Origin of the sequence: Rhodococcus sp. B10 (genome assembly GCF_011770055.1) — a bacterium.
GTDB lineage: Bacteria > Actinomycetota > Actinomycetes > Mycobacteriales > Mycobacteriaceae > Rhodococcoides > Rhodococcoides kyotonensis_B.
In genome coordinates this window covers 87,301-103,381 of the sequence record NZ_JAAFYV010000012.1, presented here as the reverse complement: position 1 = coordinate 103,381, position 16,081 = coordinate 87,301, and the positions used below count along the sequence as shown (strand labels likewise).

The 16,081-nt window shown below is 65.8% G+C and carries 7 protein-coding genes; 4 read left to right on the top strand and 3 right to left on the bottom strand.

Annotated features, from left to right (window positions below; all coding sequences use genetic code 11):
* Positions 1–101 precede the first annotated feature (101 nt).
* Positions 102–947 (top strand): rhodanese-related sulfurtransferase, encoded by an 846-nt coding sequence (locus RhoFasB10_RS10445; RefSeq protein ID WP_167676330.1) that lies wholly within the window; start codon positions 102–104, stop codon positions 945–947.
* Positions 937–1,836: a pseudouridine synthase gene (locus RhoFasB10_RS10440; protein ID WP_167676328.1), complete on the top strand. Its 900-nt coding sequence runs from the start codon at positions 937–939 to the stop codon at positions 1,834–1,836. Before RhoFasB10_RS10445 ends, RhoFasB10_RS10440 begins: the two co-directional genes overlap by 11 nt.
* A 124-nt stretch (positions 1,837–1,960) precedes the next feature.
* Here RhoFasB10_RS10440 and RhoFasB10_RS10435 read toward each other — a convergent pair whose 3' ends face one another.
* Positions 1,961–7,426: a carboxyl transferase domain-containing protein gene (locus RhoFasB10_RS10435; RefSeq protein ID WP_167676326.1), complete on the bottom strand. Its 5,466-nt coding sequence runs from the start codon at positions 7,424–7,426 to the stop codon at positions 1,961–1,963.
* 972 nt (positions 7,427–8,398) lie between these two features.
* On the opposite strand from RhoFasB10_RS10435, the gene RhoFasB10_RS10430 reads away from it, so the two are divergent.
* Together RhoFasB10_RS10430 and RhoFasB10_RS10425 are read left to right on the top strand one after the other, a co-directional pair.
* Positions 8,399–13,069 (top strand): AAA domain-containing protein, encoded by a 4,671-nt coding sequence (locus RhoFasB10_RS10430; RefSeq protein ID WP_167676372.1) that lies wholly within the window; start codon positions 8,399–8,401, stop codon positions 13,067–13,069.
* A 64-nt stretch (positions 13,070–13,133) separates the two neighbouring features.
* Positions 13,134–13,781 carry an SDR family oxidoreductase gene (locus RhoFasB10_RS10425; protein ID WP_167676324.1) on the top strand — a complete coding sequence of 216 codons (648 nt, stop codon included), beginning with the start codon at positions 13,134–13,136 and terminating at the stop codon, positions 13,779–13,781.
* A gap of 26 nt (positions 13,782–13,807) precedes the next feature.
* Here the strand turns inward: RhoFasB10_RS10425 and RhoFasB10_RS10420 are convergent, their stop codons facing one another.
* Together RhoFasB10_RS10420 and RhoFasB10_RS26135 are read right to left on the bottom strand one after the other, a co-directional pair.
* Positions 13,808–15,220, bottom strand: a complete 1,413-nt coding sequence (locus tag RhoFasB10_RS10420) for a sugar porter family MFS transporter (RefSeq protein ID WP_068427019.1) — start codon at positions 15,218–15,220, stop codon at positions 13,808–13,810.
* Positions 15,221–15,359: 139 nt separating this feature from the next.
* The gene (locus RhoFasB10_RS26135) at positions 15,360–16,013 is read right to left on the bottom strand and encodes a hypothetical protein (protein WP_206030755.1); all 654 of its coding nucleotides are present in this window, start codon (positions 16,011–16,013) and stop codon (positions 15,360–15,362) included.
* Between the last annotated feature and the right edge of the window lie 68 nt (positions 16,014–16,081).

Here is a 16,081-nt window from a genome sequence, read left to right as displayed (position 1 = left end):
TCCGACCGAATGTCACGTTCGGTCACCTCGAGTGACCGGATGCGGCCATTCGCTCCCCGCCGATTCGGACCCGGCCCGCCGACCACGGCATACTTGCAGCCATGGCTGTACCGAAAATCGTCCTGTTCTACGTGTTCACCCCGCTGCCGGACCCCGAGGCCATCCGGCTCTGGCAGCACACCCTCGCCGCGTCGAACAACCTGACCGGCAGGATTCTGATCTCCGAACACGGGATCAACGCGACGGTCGGCGGTGACGTGAACGACGTCAAGAAGTACGTTCGCGGCACCCGCAGCTACGCCCCGTTCAAGAACGCCGACATCAAGTGGTCGGAGGGTCTCGGCGACGACTTTCCGCGCCTGAGCGTCAAGGTGCGGGACGAGATCGTCACGTTCGGCGCGCCCGACGAACTGAAGGTCGATGCAGACGGCGTGGTCGGCGGGGGAACGCACCTCAGCCCGCAGCAGGTGCACGAACTGGTCGGCGAGCGCGGCGACGACGTCGTCTTCTTCGACGGACGGAACGCATTCGAGGCGCAGATCGGCAGATTCGAAAACGCCGTCGTGCCGGACGTGGAGACGACGCGCGATTTCGGCGCCCAGCTCGATTCCGGTAAGTACGACCACCTGAAGAAGAGCCCGGTCGTCACGTACTGCACGGGCGGCGTGCGCTGCGAGGTGTTGTCGTCGCTGATGCGGTCGCGCGGGTTCGAGGAGGTCTATCAGCTCGACGGCGGAATCGTTCGGTACGGAGAGACCTTCGGCGACGACGGGTTGTGGAAGGGGTCGCTGTACGTCTTCGACAAGCGGATGACGACCGATTTCTCGGAACACACCGAGGTCATCGGCCGATGCACGGTCTGCGCGAACCCGACGTCGCGCTACCAGGACTTCGACGACGACGACGGACGCGGCCTGCGCCTCGTGTGCATCGACTGTGCCGTCTGAACCCCTACCCTTCCGGGATGGGCTGGCGCCGTTGCGGATTCGACTTCCGCACGGTGACGTCGCCCGAACGCTGCTCGAATTCCTGACGCGCGAACACCCGATGGATCCGTGGATCGATTCCATGGCCGCCGGCGAGGTCGTCGACGAGAAAGGTCGACGCTGGGATGCCGAATCACGGTACGCTCCCGGCCGATTCGTCTACTTCTATCGGGTTCCGCCGCCGGAGATTCCGGTCCCCTTCGACCTCGACGTCCTGTACGACGCGGACGGCATCGTCGTCGTCGACAAGCCCCACTTCTTGGCGACCATCCCGCGCGGCATGCACGTCACCGAGACCGCGACCGTGCGGCTGCGTCGCATGTTCGACGACGCGGATCTGACGCCGGCTCATCGACTCGACCGCGCCACCGCCGGTGTCCTGTTGTTCACGCGCGACATGGCGTTGCGGCGCCCTTACCAGGAACTCTTCTCGACCAGGCAGGTCCTGAAAGAGTACGAGGCGATCGCCGGATACGACCCGTCGCTCGAGTTTCCGCGCACTGTGCGCAGTCGAATTCTCAAGGACCACGGCGTCATGGTTGCACGAGAGGAGCCGGGCGAACCGAACAGCGAGACGCGTATCGAATTGATCGAGGAACTCGGCGACAGGGCGCGCTACCGGTTGTTCCCGCACACGGGTCGTACGCACCAACTGCGAATTCACCTGTCGTCGCTGGGCATTCCCATCCAGGGCGATCCGTACTACCCGAACTACACGCGCACGGCCGCAGATGACTTCGGCACCCCGCTGCAGTTGCTCGCGCGGGCAGTCGAATTCGACGACCCGATCACCGGGGAGCGTCGCAGATTCGAAAGTCGCCGCACCCTCGCCGGCTGGACGCTCACGTAGTTGTCAGGTGCACGCCACATTGCTGGCCAGTTGCCGTGCATCCAGCGAAAAGGTGAGCATCTGTGCCCCGACACGACAACACCCCCGGCCTTGTGCGAGGCCGGGGGTGTTGCGTCGGAACCACTTACGCCTGGGTGCGGGCCATTCCACGCTCGACCGCTGCGATGAGCTGCGGGCGAAGCTCGGCGGCCGGGACGATGTGGTGCACCGATCCGACTTCCTGAGCGCGCTGGATGTTGTGGATCGCCTCGAACTCCGACGCCACCTCGCCGAGCTTGGCGTTGCGGACGTCCGTCTTGACCTGCGCCAGCTCGACACGCAGGTGCGTGCGCTCCGCGTCGGTCTCGGCGGCGGCGAGACGGGCCTCGATGTCCTTGACGGCCGGGTCGGCTGCGGTGCGGGCGTTGACGTCTCGGGTGAAGACGACCGCTGCCGCCGGAGCTCCACCGAGCACCGAGGCGAACGAGCCCTCGACGGCCAGCACCTCCATGTTGTCGTTCAGCGCTCCGGAGAACACGACGAACGCTCCACCGTGGTAGCGGGACACGACACAGAAGACGACGGGACCGTCGAAGTTGACGATGGCCCTACCGATTTCGGCGCCGTACTCGAGCTGGATGTTGCGCAGCGACTCGGGGGAGCCGTCGAAGCCGGACAGGTTGGCCAGCACGACGATCGGACGGCTGCCGCTGGCGGCGTTGATCGCGCGAGCCGTCTTCTTCGACGAGCTCGGGAACAGCGTGCCCGACGTCCACTGGTCGGGTCCGTCGGCCGGGAACCATCCCTTACGCGGGATGGCCCGCGACTCGATACCGATGACGCTGACCGGAATTCCGGCGAGGTGCGCGTCGAAGACGACCGAGGTGTCGGCGTCGGCCATGTCGGCCCAGCGCTCGAGCACCGAGTGATCCTGGTCGACGACCGCACGCATGACGGTGCGAATGTCGAACGGCTTCTTGCGATCCGGGTTGGTTTCGGACGAGAAGATGTCGCCGACGGTGGTGAAGTCGCTCGACGGATGCACGTGCGGGTAGCTGCGCACGTCGCGGTCGGACGGGTCGGCCGTGACGGCGCGACGCGGGAACCGCTCTCCCGGCAGGACGTAGGCGTGGTCGTAGTGAGCGAACAGAACCTCTACTGCGGCACGGAGATTCGGTGCCCAGTACTGTGCCTGGCCGTTCGGTCCCATGACGCGGTCGTAACCGCCGATGCCGAAGTTGTCCTCGGCCGAGACGCCACCGGAGTAGTCGAGAGACTGCTTGCCGGTCAACACCATTGCGCTGTCCGGGGTCATCACGAGGATGCCCTTCGTGTGCGCCAGCATCGTGGCTTCTGCGTTCCAGTACGGCTGCGCGCCGACGTTGATGCCTGCGACGACGATGTTGATCTCGCCGCCTGCCTGCGTGAACGTGATGATGCGACGCAGACCGCGTGAGACCCAGTCCATGTTCTCGGTACCGGTCGCCATCGAGATGGTGGCACCGGAGGACAGTGCGAACCACTCGACCGGCGCACCGAGCTTCTCGGCCAGGTCGATGGCGGCGACGATGCGCGAGCACTCGGCCTCGGCGACGGTACCGAGCGCCTTGGTCGGGTCACCGAACAGTGCGACGCGAGTGATGCCCTCGGGGTAGCGCTCGGACGGCGTCGTGACGAGGCCGGCGATGATGCCTGCCTTGTTACGGCCGTAGGGGCGATCGACGGCCACGAATGCGCCGCTGTCGTCGAAGTCGTACTCGGTGAACGCGCCCTTCGAACCGGTGAGCAGCGGAATCAGCTCGTACGGGTACACCGTGCCGCGGGCCTGCGAGCGCTGCACCTTCTGCGTGTACTCGTCGAGCGGACGCAGCGGCTCGGTGGGCTTGGCCGTCACCTTCGCGATGACGCCCGCACCCGATCGGTACGAGAAGCGGATGGCCACGTCGCGGACCGGGGCGTCCGGGCCACTCTTGAGGCGCGCGATCATCGTGATCTCTTCCAGGCCTGCACCGATCGTCGACGGCGCGATGTGCCGGGCGATCGTCGCGAGCTTGTCCTCGGGAACCTCGAGCACCGGCCACACGTACAGCGTGATGCGGTTGGCGTCGAGACGCTTCTTGCGTCCTGCCTGAGCACGGCGGATGCCGTCGAGGCACGCGGCGACGGTGCGCTCGATCTCGGGAACCGCGACGACGTCACCGTTCTCGTCGAGTTGTGTTGTGACGCCGCGGATCTCGGCGAGCGCCATGAGACGCTCGTCGGCCGGGTTCTCCTTGGCCTGCAGCTGGAACAGGTAGGTACCCGGTGTCGCGGGCAGACGCTTGCCGTCGAAGTTCTTCAGACGCCACAGGTCGAGACGCTGACCGGTGAGCGGGTGCATGTCGCGGATGACGGTGTCCTCCGCGAGGGGCTGCGACCCTTCGGTGGTCGGGCGACGGAACGTCACGTGGCGAACATCCGTGCCGCACACCGTGATCGTGATGCGACGCCATCCGCTGGTGCGAGGATGTGCCGACAGAACCGAATGAATGGTCGACGAGATCTCGTCGCCGTCCTTCGGTGCGTTCGGCCACGCCAGGTACAGGTCGACGGCCAGGTGCTCGGGCGCAGGCCCGGCGATGTCGTCGATCGCATCGATCGTTCGTGCCAGGTCGTCGAACGCGGTCGCCGTCGAAACCAGCTGCAGCCGTTCGCCGTTCAGCTCGAAGTTGCCGGTGACGAAGTGCTTGCCGTCGCGGTCGAACGCCTTGACGTCCTCGAGGGTGCGAATCTCGTAGTACTGACGCGTGACGACCTCGAGCAGTGCACCCGGATCCGCGACGCGGGTTGCCAGCAGGTCCAGCAACGGCTCCGGCGTCGACACGAGCGCATCGATGCGCGCGGCGTAGTCCGGCGCGTCGGGGTTCTCGGCGAGGTACTGCAGGCTACCGCGGACGCCGTCGTAGACCTGCTCGCGCGACCGTGCGATCTGCGGGGCGTCGAACAGCCGGAATCGCAGGTTGCGGGCGACGTCGCCGATGAGCGGGTAGCGGGCCTGGGTTGCGACGATGAGGCGTTCGAGGACCTCGCCGATGGCCGAGCCTGCCGCGGGCTGCGTCGACGAGTCGGACAGCCAGTGATCGAGCAGCGCGGCGACGACGGGAACCTGATTCTCGATGCGCTGCAGCGCGAGGAAGACACGGTAGACGGCCTCCTCCAGCTCGGGTCCGCGCTCGAGGTCCTCTGCGTCGTAGTGACGTAGCGCGCGAGAGAGCTTGCCGCGGAACGTATCCGGCAGTCCCTGGATGTCCGCATCGAGCGACTGCAGGAACGAGTGGAAGTGCTCGCGAGGCGAGTGGACGCGAGTGTCGGTGTTCTCCTCGTCCATCGTCGGACGGTTACGAGAGAGCTCGCAGATGTCGGCGAACGTGTTGAGCAGAGCCAATTCTGCGTCGACGACCTGACGATCGTCGCGCGGGACCTGGCTGCGCAGCGTCTCGTAGTCGGACAGGAGCGTCCGTGCACGAGATGCGTTGACGTCGAATCCGGTGATGAGAGCGGCCAATTCGTCCAACTGGGCCAGAGCGAGGCAGCTCGCCGTCTCACCCTCGGGGCGAGTCACGGTGCGGAAGTCCACGCGCGCGGTCTGCGACGACGCCTTCTGCTCACCGGCTTCGTCGACGCGCAGCAGCGGGGCGCCGGAGTCGACCTGACCGTTGACGGAGGCGAGGACCTCGCTGACCCGGCCCGCGTACGGCGAGCGAACGGCCGTTTCCATCTTCATGGCTTCGAGCACCACGAGGGTCTGGCCTGCCTCGACCTCGTCGCCGACGGCGACAGGAACGGCGACGACGACCGCTGGCGCGGGTGCGCGCACGAGGCCTGCCTCGTCCTGGCTGATCTGGTGGCTGATGCCGTCGACCTCGACGAGGAAGTGCGCGGCCTGCGCGACGGTCACGACCTGGTAACGACTGTCGCCGACGACGAGGCGGCTCTGGTAGTCACCGAGACGTTCGACGTCGACCTGGAGGTCCCCGCTGTCACCGTCGACGCGGTAGCGGTGCGGGCCGATCTGGCTGACGCCGAGTTTGTAGGCCTGGCCCTGGTAGCTGAGCTCGACCGTGCGGCCGATGGTGTGGCTGGCGCGGGGTCGTCCACCACGGGCGGAGGTCAGGAACGCGGCGCGCTCGCGAGCCTCTTCGGCGTCGTACGCGTCGATCGCGGCGGCGACGATGGCGATGTCGGCTTTCGCGGTCGGGCCCGTCGCGGTTCCGGCGTCGGTGCGGTCGAGCCAACCGGTGTCGGCGGATGCCGTGATGACCTCGTCGCGGTCGAGCAGGCTCAGGAGGAACGACTTGGTCGTCGTGCCACCGTCGATGACGACGGTCGTCTCGCGCAGCGCGGTCCGTAGACGGGCGAGGGCCTCGCTACGATCGCGTCCCCAGGCGATGACCTTGGCGACCATGGAGTCGTAGTCGGGCGGGATGACATCGCCCTGCGCAATGCCGGTGTCGACGCGGATGCCGGATCCGAGCGGGAACTTCAGCAGTTCGACGCTGCCGGGCGCGGGAGCGAATCCGTTGTCGGCGTCCTCGGCGTTGAGGCGAGCTTCGACGGCGTGGCCGAATTCGGGAGGGCAGTCACCTTCGAGGCGCTCGCCGTTCGCCACCAGGATCTGCAGCTTGACCAGGTCGAGGCCGGTGGTGAACTCGGTGATCGGGTGCTCGACCTGCAGGCGGGTGTTGACCTCGAGGAACGTGAAGATCTTCTGCTCGGGCTGGTACAGGTACTCGACGGTGCCTGCACCGGAGTACTCGGCGGCCCGGACCAGTTCCGCGGACACCGCACGCAGGTGGTCGGACTGTTCCTTCGTCAGCAGCGGAGAGCTGGACTCCTCGATGACCTTCTGGTTGCGGCGCTGGATCGAGCAGTCGCGGACGCCGGGAGCCCACACGTTGCCGTGGTTGTCGGCGATGACCTGCACCTCGACGTGGCGGGCATCGGTGACCAGGCGCTCGATGAAGACGACGGGGTCGCCGAAGGATCGCTCGGCTTCACCCTGGGTGCGCTCGAGAGCCAGTTCGAGCTCGTCCTCGTGGAAGACCTTGCGGATACCGCGACCGCCGCCACCGCTGCGTGCCTTGATGATGAGCGGGTAGCCGATCGCCTGCGCGTGACGCCGGGCATCGGCGCGAGTGGAGACGGGACCACCGGACCACGGTGCGACGGGGACGCCGACCTTCTCGGCGAGCAGCTTGGCCTCGACCTTGTCACCGAGCAGGCGCATCGCGCTCGCGGACGGGCCGATGAACGTGATGTTCAGTCGGGAGACGATGTCCGCGAACGCGGGGTCCTCGGCGACGAATCCCCAGCCGACCCACACCGCATCGGCACGCGATTCGACGAGTGCAGCTTCCAGAACCTCGTAGTCGAGGTACGCCGACCCGGAGGCGGGTTTGTTCAGTGTCACAGCTTCGTCGGCCTGACGGACGAACATTGCCCGTCGTTCGGCCTCGGTGTGGAGGGCGACCGTCCGGATGCCGTAGTCGTACTCGGCGTTGAGTTCCTTGACGGCTCTGATCAGGCGTACGGCCGCTTCGCCTCTGTTGACTACTGCTATCCGCTTGAACAACGTGTCTCTCTTCGTCAGGTGGTGGATGTCGTCGGTCGAGGGTCGACCGCCAGCGGGAGGGAATCGAATCGTCGGCGCGTGCGCGGGCAAGAGACGCCGGCAAGTCTGCGAGGGCGGATCACCACCCGTTGCAGGCCCCCCGACAACCGTCTTCTTCGCTCGTGCCGTCCATCCGATTCTGATTTCTCCCCGCCCCGCGAAATCTTCAGGCGCTGGCTGAACGAGAACTGATTCTAGCGGCTCGGCAGTGTTTTTCCATGTCAACTACTTTCGGGCAAACTGTGATTGATATCGCTTCCTTCAAAGGTCAACCAACACAGTGTTTTTCACGGAGTTGCCGCGAAAAACTTGTGAAAAGACCCTGGGGTCTTGACGGGATACTGACGAGTAGCGTTGTTGGAATTGACATTTCGCGCTCACGGTCATGTCTTTACTTACCCGTCGGTACGTTACCGATCGGTACCGGTGTGCTGTCGGAGGCTCGTCAGGACGTGCGGTCTGCTGTTTGCGGCAAGGATCGACTTCGGGTATCTTCCGCGATCTTTCAGGCGACGCGTTCCGAGATGACGGACGCGCGCACGTGTGTTCTTATGCCTGTTCGAAAGACGTTGTGCATCACGGTGATCGATCGCTGCGTATCCGCTCGGCCGTCGGTGAGCATTCCGGACCTGTCGACTGTGGCTGCTGACCGTCGAAAGCGGACGCGTTTTGTGAAATCCCACGACAAAGAAGACCGATGGTTCGGAGATCGTGAAGAAACGCGTCGTGCCGACTAGTCTGTTCCGAGCGTGCAAGCTCCGTCCCTGTTCGAGAACGGCCGTTTCGAAGAGTTCAGAGGTTTTCACTGTGTCGACCGCACCGGTTCCAGGCCCCGAGCCTTCTCGTGCCAGCCCCGAGCCTTCTCGTGTCAGCCCCGAGCCCTCTCGGGACCATGCAGGTGGCGACGCCCCGGCCGGCGACGTTCGAGACAGAGTGTTGCGGTTGCTGCGGTTCCTCCGCGAAACAGTGGTGGCGCGAACCGAGCCGATACTGCACTTCGAGGGTCATCTGCGGACTCGCTGGTTGCACGACGGTGCGGTCGTCCCCACGGTCGACGCATCGGTCGAATCGGGCGGCGTGCTGTTACGCGTGCGCCCTGTGGAGGTCACCGACCCGCCCGTAGTCCCGGAGATCCTCATCGGTTCCATCGATCCGTCGATGATCGAGGACAGCCGGTACCGCGCACTCGAACTGACCGACACTGCGATGCCGTCGACACCCGGCGACGACGCGGATTCCGACGCGGATTTCGACGTGCGGCGGGCGTACGAGATTCGCACCGCATTCTCTGCATATTCGGCCCGATGGCGAAAGTGGGCCGAGGTCGACCGCGTCGCGCGTCCGAAAGCGTCGCTGTACGAAAGCCTGCAGCTGATGATGCACGAGCTGTCGTCGCGACCGGAGTCGGTCGAACTGGTCGTCGCATCGGGCCTGCTGACACTGGCGTCGGCCGAGTCGGGTGCGAATGTCTGCACCCACCTGATCGCGCAGGCAGCGACGGTCGAACGGGACGTGCGCACCGGAGATCTACTGGTCAAGCTGCCGTCGAACGGTCGGCCGCGGCTCGAGGACACCCAGCTTCTCGCCGGACGGCCGGGTTTCGACGCGTCCAGGTCCACGGATCTGCAGCAAATTCTCACCGCCCGCGTCGCGTCGCCCGTGTCCGCCGAGATCGTTCCGTTTCTGTCGGAGTGGGCCGAGGCGACGCTCGCGTTTCCGGTCGACGTGCGGCCGGACCTCGACAGGCCGTCGACGTTCGCGACCGCGGATCGAGCGAGTCTGACGGTCTCGCCTGCACTCGTTCTCCGCAAGCGTGATTCGTTCGCGCTGCGTGACTACTACGAGCAGATGATCGCCGATCTCGAAAGGTCCGACGACGGCGTGCCGCTCGGCCTCGCTCAGCTGGTCGAACCCATCGAGCCCGCAGATCGGCTGGCATGGTTGTCGCGCAGCTCGAACAGCAGGGGCGTCCCTGCAAGTTCCGCTCCCGGGTCGGGTGACGCCGCGTCGATCGCCGAGGATCCGCTGTTTCCGCTGCCCGCCAACGCCGAACAGTCACAGATCGTTCGACGTCTCGGCCTCGACAGCGGGGTGGTCGTCGAAGGGCCGCCCGGGACGGGCAAGACGCACACCATTGCCAACCTGCTGTCCGCATTGCTCGCGCGTGGGCAGCGCGTACTGGTGACGAGCGAGAAGTCCCAGGCGTTGCGCGTGTTGAGGGACAAGCTGCCACCCGAACTGCAAGAACTGTGCGTGGCAATCACGGATCTGTCCCGTGGCGGTGCGGAGGAGCTCAGCCGAAGCGTGTCTCGGATCGCCGACCGCAAGGCGTCGTACAACGAGGTCGACGAGTCGGAGAAGATCGCATCGCTGCGTGCCCGGCGCGACGAGGCAGTGGCGAGGCGTGCGGCCCTGCTGCAGTCGGTGTCCGAACTGCGTGACGCCGAAACCGTCGTGCACCCGTTCGTCTCCGACGGGTTCGACGGCACGGCGGCGGCCGTCGTCCGCAAGATGGTCCTGACGCAGGAGGCGCACGAATGGCTGCCCGGCCCGCTGTTCACGGATCGGCCGCCGTTGACCGGCACCGAGGTCGAGAATCTCCGCACTCTCATCGCGACAGCCCCGGACGGGCGCACGCGTCGAGCTCGCCAGTCACTGCCTCGCCTCGACACGGTTCTGCCCAACTCGGCCGAGCTGCGGTCGCTGTGCCAACGCGCGAACGCGCACGTGGCCACGGGTTCCGAGCAATCGACGCACCTTGTCGAGTTCCTCGGCGGGGTCGATCCGGCTGCTGCGTTCGAGATCAGGCGCCTCTGTGAGGAATTGGACGCGCGCGTGCGAGAGGTGTCCGAACTCGACGCCGTCTATCGGCAACTGACCGATTCGGTGTTGTCCGGTGAGTCGGCCCACCTGTGGTCGCGGGTCAGTGGCATCGTCTCGATGGTCGACACCGCCGCGCGGGCCGATCGTTTCGTCGGAGCCCACGACGTGCAGTGTTCGACGACCACCACCGCGGCGTTGCACGCGATGGAATCCCTTGCCGTGGCGCTCGAATCGGGAATCGAATGGAAGTCCCGGTTCCGCAGGAGCGCGCAACAGAAGGCCGTCGAAGAACTGGGAATCACGGCCTCCGTCGACGGTCTGCCGCCGACGACTGCTCTTGCGGCACGTCTTGTCGCCGAACACATTCGAGCGCTGCACATCGTTGCGACTGCCGCCGTCCTGCTGGCGGATCTGCGAATCTCGGTGTCCACGGAGGGTTCTCGTTCGAGACAGGTCAACGACCTCGGGCTCGTCACCAGTCAACTGACGCGCGTCTCCGGTGTGCTGCATGCTCGAGACGCCCTCGTCGAGCGGTTGTACGCGGTGTCGCCGTCGGCGCCGTGGATCAAGAGCCTCGACGACGCGTCGGCCTTCGCCGGTTCTGCTGGGGCCATCGCGACGCGCATCGATGCCGACGTGGCCCGCGCGGAGCTCGATCGAGCAATGTATTCGCTTGCGACACAGATCGATTCCGGACCCTCACCGGAAGGGACGGCTCTGGTTTCGGCGTTGGGCGACGCGGACGAGGACGCCGTCGCAGCGGCCGTCGTCGCCTACAACGCGGCATGCCTGGAGCAGGAGGATCAGCAGAAGCAGGACGAGCTCGCAGCCACGCTGTCCGAGGCGGCGCCCGCACTGTACGAACTCGTCGTCGACACGGCAGGCAATTCGGACTGGGACGAACTCAGCTGGCAGATGTCGAAGGCGTGGGCGTGGCGACGGGCTCGCGAATGGGTGACCGAGCAACACGAGGCCGGTCTGGAGCTGAAGCTCGAAGCGGAACTGAACGCCGCCGACGCCGATCTGAGCTACCTCACCGGCCGGCTTGCGGCCGCGATGGCCTGGCGGGACTGCCTCGAACGCATGACTGCCGTGGAAGTGCGTGCGCTGCAAACGTATCGAGAACACGTCTCCGCGATCGGAACGGGTGCGGGCCGCTACGCCGAGACCTTCCGAAGTGCCGCGCGGTCGGCGATGGGCGACGCGCAGACCGCGGTACCCGCATGGGTGATGCCGCTGCAGCAGGTCCTGGCGTCGATCCCTCCCATTCGGAACAGCTTCGACGTCGTCATCGTCGACGAAGCGAGCCAGGCCGACATCGCCAGCCTGTTCCTGCTCTACCTCGCGCCGCGGGTCATCGTCGTCGGCGACGACCGGCAATGCGCACCTGCCGACGTGCCGCAGTCAGGGACGCTCGAGGACGTCTTCACTCGTCTCGACGCGTACCTACCGGACCTTCCCGAACATGTACGTGCGACGCTCACGCCACGGTCGAGTCTGTTCTCGATGCTGCGGACGCGCTTCGGACAGGTCGTCCGACTGCGAGAGCATTTCCGTTCGATGCCCGAGATCATCAACTGGTCGTCGCAGCAGTTCTACGGCGACTCCCCACTCGTTCCGGTGCGGCAGTTCGGTGCGGATCGACTTCCACCGCTGCGTCATACCTTCGTGCCCGATGCCGAGGCCGTCGGGTCGGGGACGTCTCTCGTCAACCGAACCGAAGCGCTCGCCATCGTCGGCCAGATCGTGAAATGTCTCGCGGATCCGGTGTACGACGGCATGACGTTCGGCGTCGTCGTTCTGCAGGGCACGTCCCAGGTCGACGAGATCAGGAACGAACTGATCAAACGCATCGGCATCGAACAGTGGGAGGACCGGCGTCTGCGCATCGGCACACCACCGGACTTCCAGGGCGACGAGCGCAACGTGGTCATGCTGTCGATGGTCGTCGCGCCGACGCAGAATTTCGTGGCGCTGACGGCGAATCAGTACAAGCGACGGTTCAACGTGGCTGCGTCGCGCGCCAAGGACCAGCTGTGGCTTTTCCATTCGGTGACGGTGGACCGTCTCAAGCGAGCGGACCTGCGCAACTCGTTGCTCGGCTACATGGCGTCGGCGTCCCCGGCGCCCGCCGATCCGATGCCGGAGGGCGTCACCGCCGACACGCGTCGTTCCGAATTCGACACGATCTTCGAGCAGCAGGTGTTCGTCGAACTCCGTGATCGCGGGTTCCACGTCAACCCGGGTGTCGTCGTCAACAATCGACGTATCGACCTCGTCGTGACCGGGCGGTCCGCACGACTCGCCGTCGAGTGCGACGGCGACGTCGTGGTGACGACTCCGGAACGTCGATCGGCCGACCTGCAACGCGAGCAGGAACTCAAGCGGTGCGGGTGGACGTTCTGGCGGGTGCGGGAGTCCGAGTACTGGCTCGACCCGGAGGCCGCGATGAGCAGCCTGTGGACCACGTTGGCGTCACTGGGCATCGAACCGAACACCGTCTCGATCGACGCTGCCACCCCGGCCTCGGACTGGTCACCCGTCGATCTCGATCCTCCGCAGGACGAACTGTTCGGTGACGTGCCGCTGCCGAATCGCCGCCCGTCGGTAGGCGAGATACGGGCCGAGGCGTGGAACGGGTGGCTCGGGGCCGGAAACCCTGCACCAGCACGGGGCGCCGACGTCAGCCCCGAGATGTGGACCGTACCGTCGGAATCGAACGGGTCGAAAGAATTGCCGGTGAACGGTTTCCACGATGGGGGAACCGACAGACGCCCGTGATTGGCGCGCGGTGGCGGTGGGTACCGTGGAACTTCAGTGCCGTCCGTCGTCGAAGGAGCTGTTCATGTCACGAGTCGTGGTATTCGGAGGTCATGGGAAGGTGGCGCTTCGAGCGGCGCCGCTCCTCGTGGGGGCCGGTCACGAGGTCGGGGCCATCGTGCGGAACCCGGATCACGTCGGTGACGTAGCCGACGCGGGTGCGACGCCCATCGTCGCCGACATCGAGTACCTGGACGTCGCCAAGATCGCAGCGCTGATCGAGGGATACGACGTCGTCGTCTGGTCTGCCGGTGCAGGAGGCGGCGATTCGAAGCGGACGTACGCGGTGGATCGTGACGCTGCCATTCGGTCGATGGACGCTGCAGGGCGTGCGGGTATTTCGCGCTACGTCATGGTGTCCTACTTCGGCGCAGGTCTCGATCACGGTGTGGATTCGGGGAATTCGTTCCACGCATACGCGCAGGCGAAAGCGGAGGCGGACGACTACCTGAAGTCGACCTCGCTCGACTGGACCATTCTCGGACCGAGCGCGCTGACCCTCGACCAGGGCACCGGGCTGATCGACACGAAAGACGCCGGGGCGACAGGCGGTTCCGTCACTCGCGACGACGTCGCTGCCGCCGTGGTCGCTGCGATCGCAAGCCCAGGAACCATCGGCCGGTTCATCGAGTTCGACAACGGCTCGACCCCGATCGCCGAAGCGTTGGGTTGAGCCGCCCCGACCCCAGAAGTCGATCGCTAGGCTTGCATCTCCTCGAGCTCCATGCCCTTCGTCTCGGGGATCTTGGATTTCACGAAGAAGAACGACACCGCAGCCATCACCGCGAAGAAGCCGTAGATCACCCACAGGCCGACTGCCTGCGTCAGCGGCGGAAAGGCCAGCGTCACAGCGAAATTCGCGGTCCAGTTGGCCGCGGTACCGATGCCGAGGGCAACAGCGCGCATCCGGTTCGGGAACATCTCGCCGAGCAGAACCCACATGATCGGACCCCAGGTGGCGGCGAAGAAGATGACGAACAGATTCGCACCGACGAGCGCGATGGCTCCCCACGGGCTGGGGAGTGACACGTCGTCGCCGCTGCCGATCTGCTGCGAGAACGCGACGGCGGCCATGAGCAGACCGACGAACATTCCGGTGGATCCGGCGAGCAGCAGCTTGCGTCGACCGATGCGGTCGACGAACAGTATGGCGACGAACGTCATCGTCACGTTGATGATCGACGTGATCACGGACGTCACGAACGACTGGTCCTCGGTGAACCCGACCGACTTCCACAGCGTCGTCGAGTAGTAGAAGATCGCGTTGATGCCGACGAACTGCTGCAGCACGGCCATGATGATGCCGACCCAGACGATCGGTTGGAGCCCGAACCGCGGACCGCGAATGTCCCTGATGGACGACCGTTCTTCCTTGCGCAGCGTCAGTCGGATCTCGTGGACACGCTCGTCGGGATGCAGCTCACCGGTGATGTTGGCGAGGATCTCGGCGGCCTCCTTGTCGAGGTGCTTGCCGACGAGGAACCGGGGCGATTCGGGAATGGTGACGGCCAACAGACCGTAGACCAGCGCGGGAACGACGCCGACGAGGAACATCCACCGCCACGCCTCCAGCCCCCACCACAGATCGTTCGACGCACCGTCCGCGGCGCCCTGGAGCAACGCGTCGGACAGAAGGGCCGCGAAGATACCGACGGTGATCGCGAGCTGCTGCAGCGAGGCGAGGCTGCCGCGCCATTTCGCCGGCGCGATCTCCGAGATGTACGCGGGAGCGATGACGGATGCGATGCCGATCCCGAGGCCACCGAGAATGCGCCACAGCATCAGGTCGGGGACGCTGAACGCCAGGCCGGACCCGAGCGACGATATCGTGAACAGCGCCGATCCGAGGACCATCACCTTCTTGCGTCCCCAGCGATCGGCGAGCGAGCCGGCGAACCATGCGCCGACGGCACATCCCACGAGTGCGATGGCGACGACGAAGCCTGTGGTGAACGATCCGAGCGAGAATCGTCCTTCGATGGCGTCGACAGCACCGTTGATGACCGAGCTGTCGAAGCCGAACAGGAAACCACCGACCGCTGCGGCCACACTGACACCGATGACCTTGGCATTGTGGTTGCCCGTAGCGGGTCGGGTCGGCTGCTCTGACATGGGGACGCACTCCTTCCCGGTCGGGAAGCTCAGCGCTCTCGGCCGCGACGAAACATGCGCGACGGATTCGGCGCGCCGACTGTCTTATGCCCGATGGTTCGCCGTGCGAAACACCGCTGTCAGGACGGAAACGGCGCGGTCATTCGAGTCGAAACGCCGAATCGGACACCGTGAAGCCGTGGCCCACCTGATCTCGGCACGAGACCCCGGTCTTCTCGTCGACGCGGCACGACAGGCCGTTTGACTCTCCGCTGCCCGGGACGGCCAGAGTCTCGCCGTAGGCAAGTGCGCGTGCGGTGCCGTCGAACCGATGGAAGCGCGGATCTCCCGAGCTGAGGAATCGTGCGGGTGAGCCCGCCGTGAGTTCGACGGTGTTCGGTGCGACGGTCGATCCCGGTGCGCCGCTGCCCTCCACGCGCGGTGCCGTCGGTGGGAAGTCGCCGTGACAGCCTGCGACCGACGTCTCGGTGACGACGATCGCGCACTCGAACTTGCCGCTGGGGCTGGTGAAGAAGTAGAAGCCGGGTTGCCCCTCGTATTCGGAGGCATCGGCGGTCGGCGGGGCTTTCGACGTGGTGGTCGGGGTGGTCGACGACGTGGTCGTGGTGGTCGGTGCCTGCGTCGTCGTGACCGGTGGTGTCGACGGTGCCGTGGTTCGAATCACCGACGGTGGATTCGTGTCGACGGTGGCGAGCGGGGCCGTCGCGCTGCCATCGACGCTGGAGGTGCATCCGGCGAGGACCAGCAGAAACAGGGCTGCGGTGGAACGACCGAGTACCCGGCGTCGATACATCGTCACAGCTTAGACAAGTCGTCACGTCTCACGAAGTTGGTACGTTGGCGAGCATCGGTCGAAAGGGG

What these genes read in the sequence shown, in the direction of transcription:
- RhoFasB10_RS10445 (WP_167676330.1), top strand. Translation starts at nt 102, where the DNA reads ATGGCTGTACCGAAAATCGTCCTGTTCTACGTGTTCACCCCGCTGCCG.
- RhoFasB10_RS10425 (WP_167676324.1), top strand. Translation starts at nt 13,134, where the DNA reads ATGTCACGAGTCGTGGTATTCGGAGGTCATGGGAAGGTGGCGCTTCGA.
- RhoFasB10_RS10420 (WP_068427019.1), bottom strand. Translation starts at nt 15,220, where the DNA reads ATGTCAGAGCAGCCGACCCGACCCGCTACGGGCAACCACAATGCCAAG.
- RhoFasB10_RS26135 (WP_206030755.1), bottom strand. Translation starts at nt 16,013, where the DNA reads ATGTATCGACGCCGGGTACTCGGTCGTTCCACCGCAGCCCTGTTTCTG.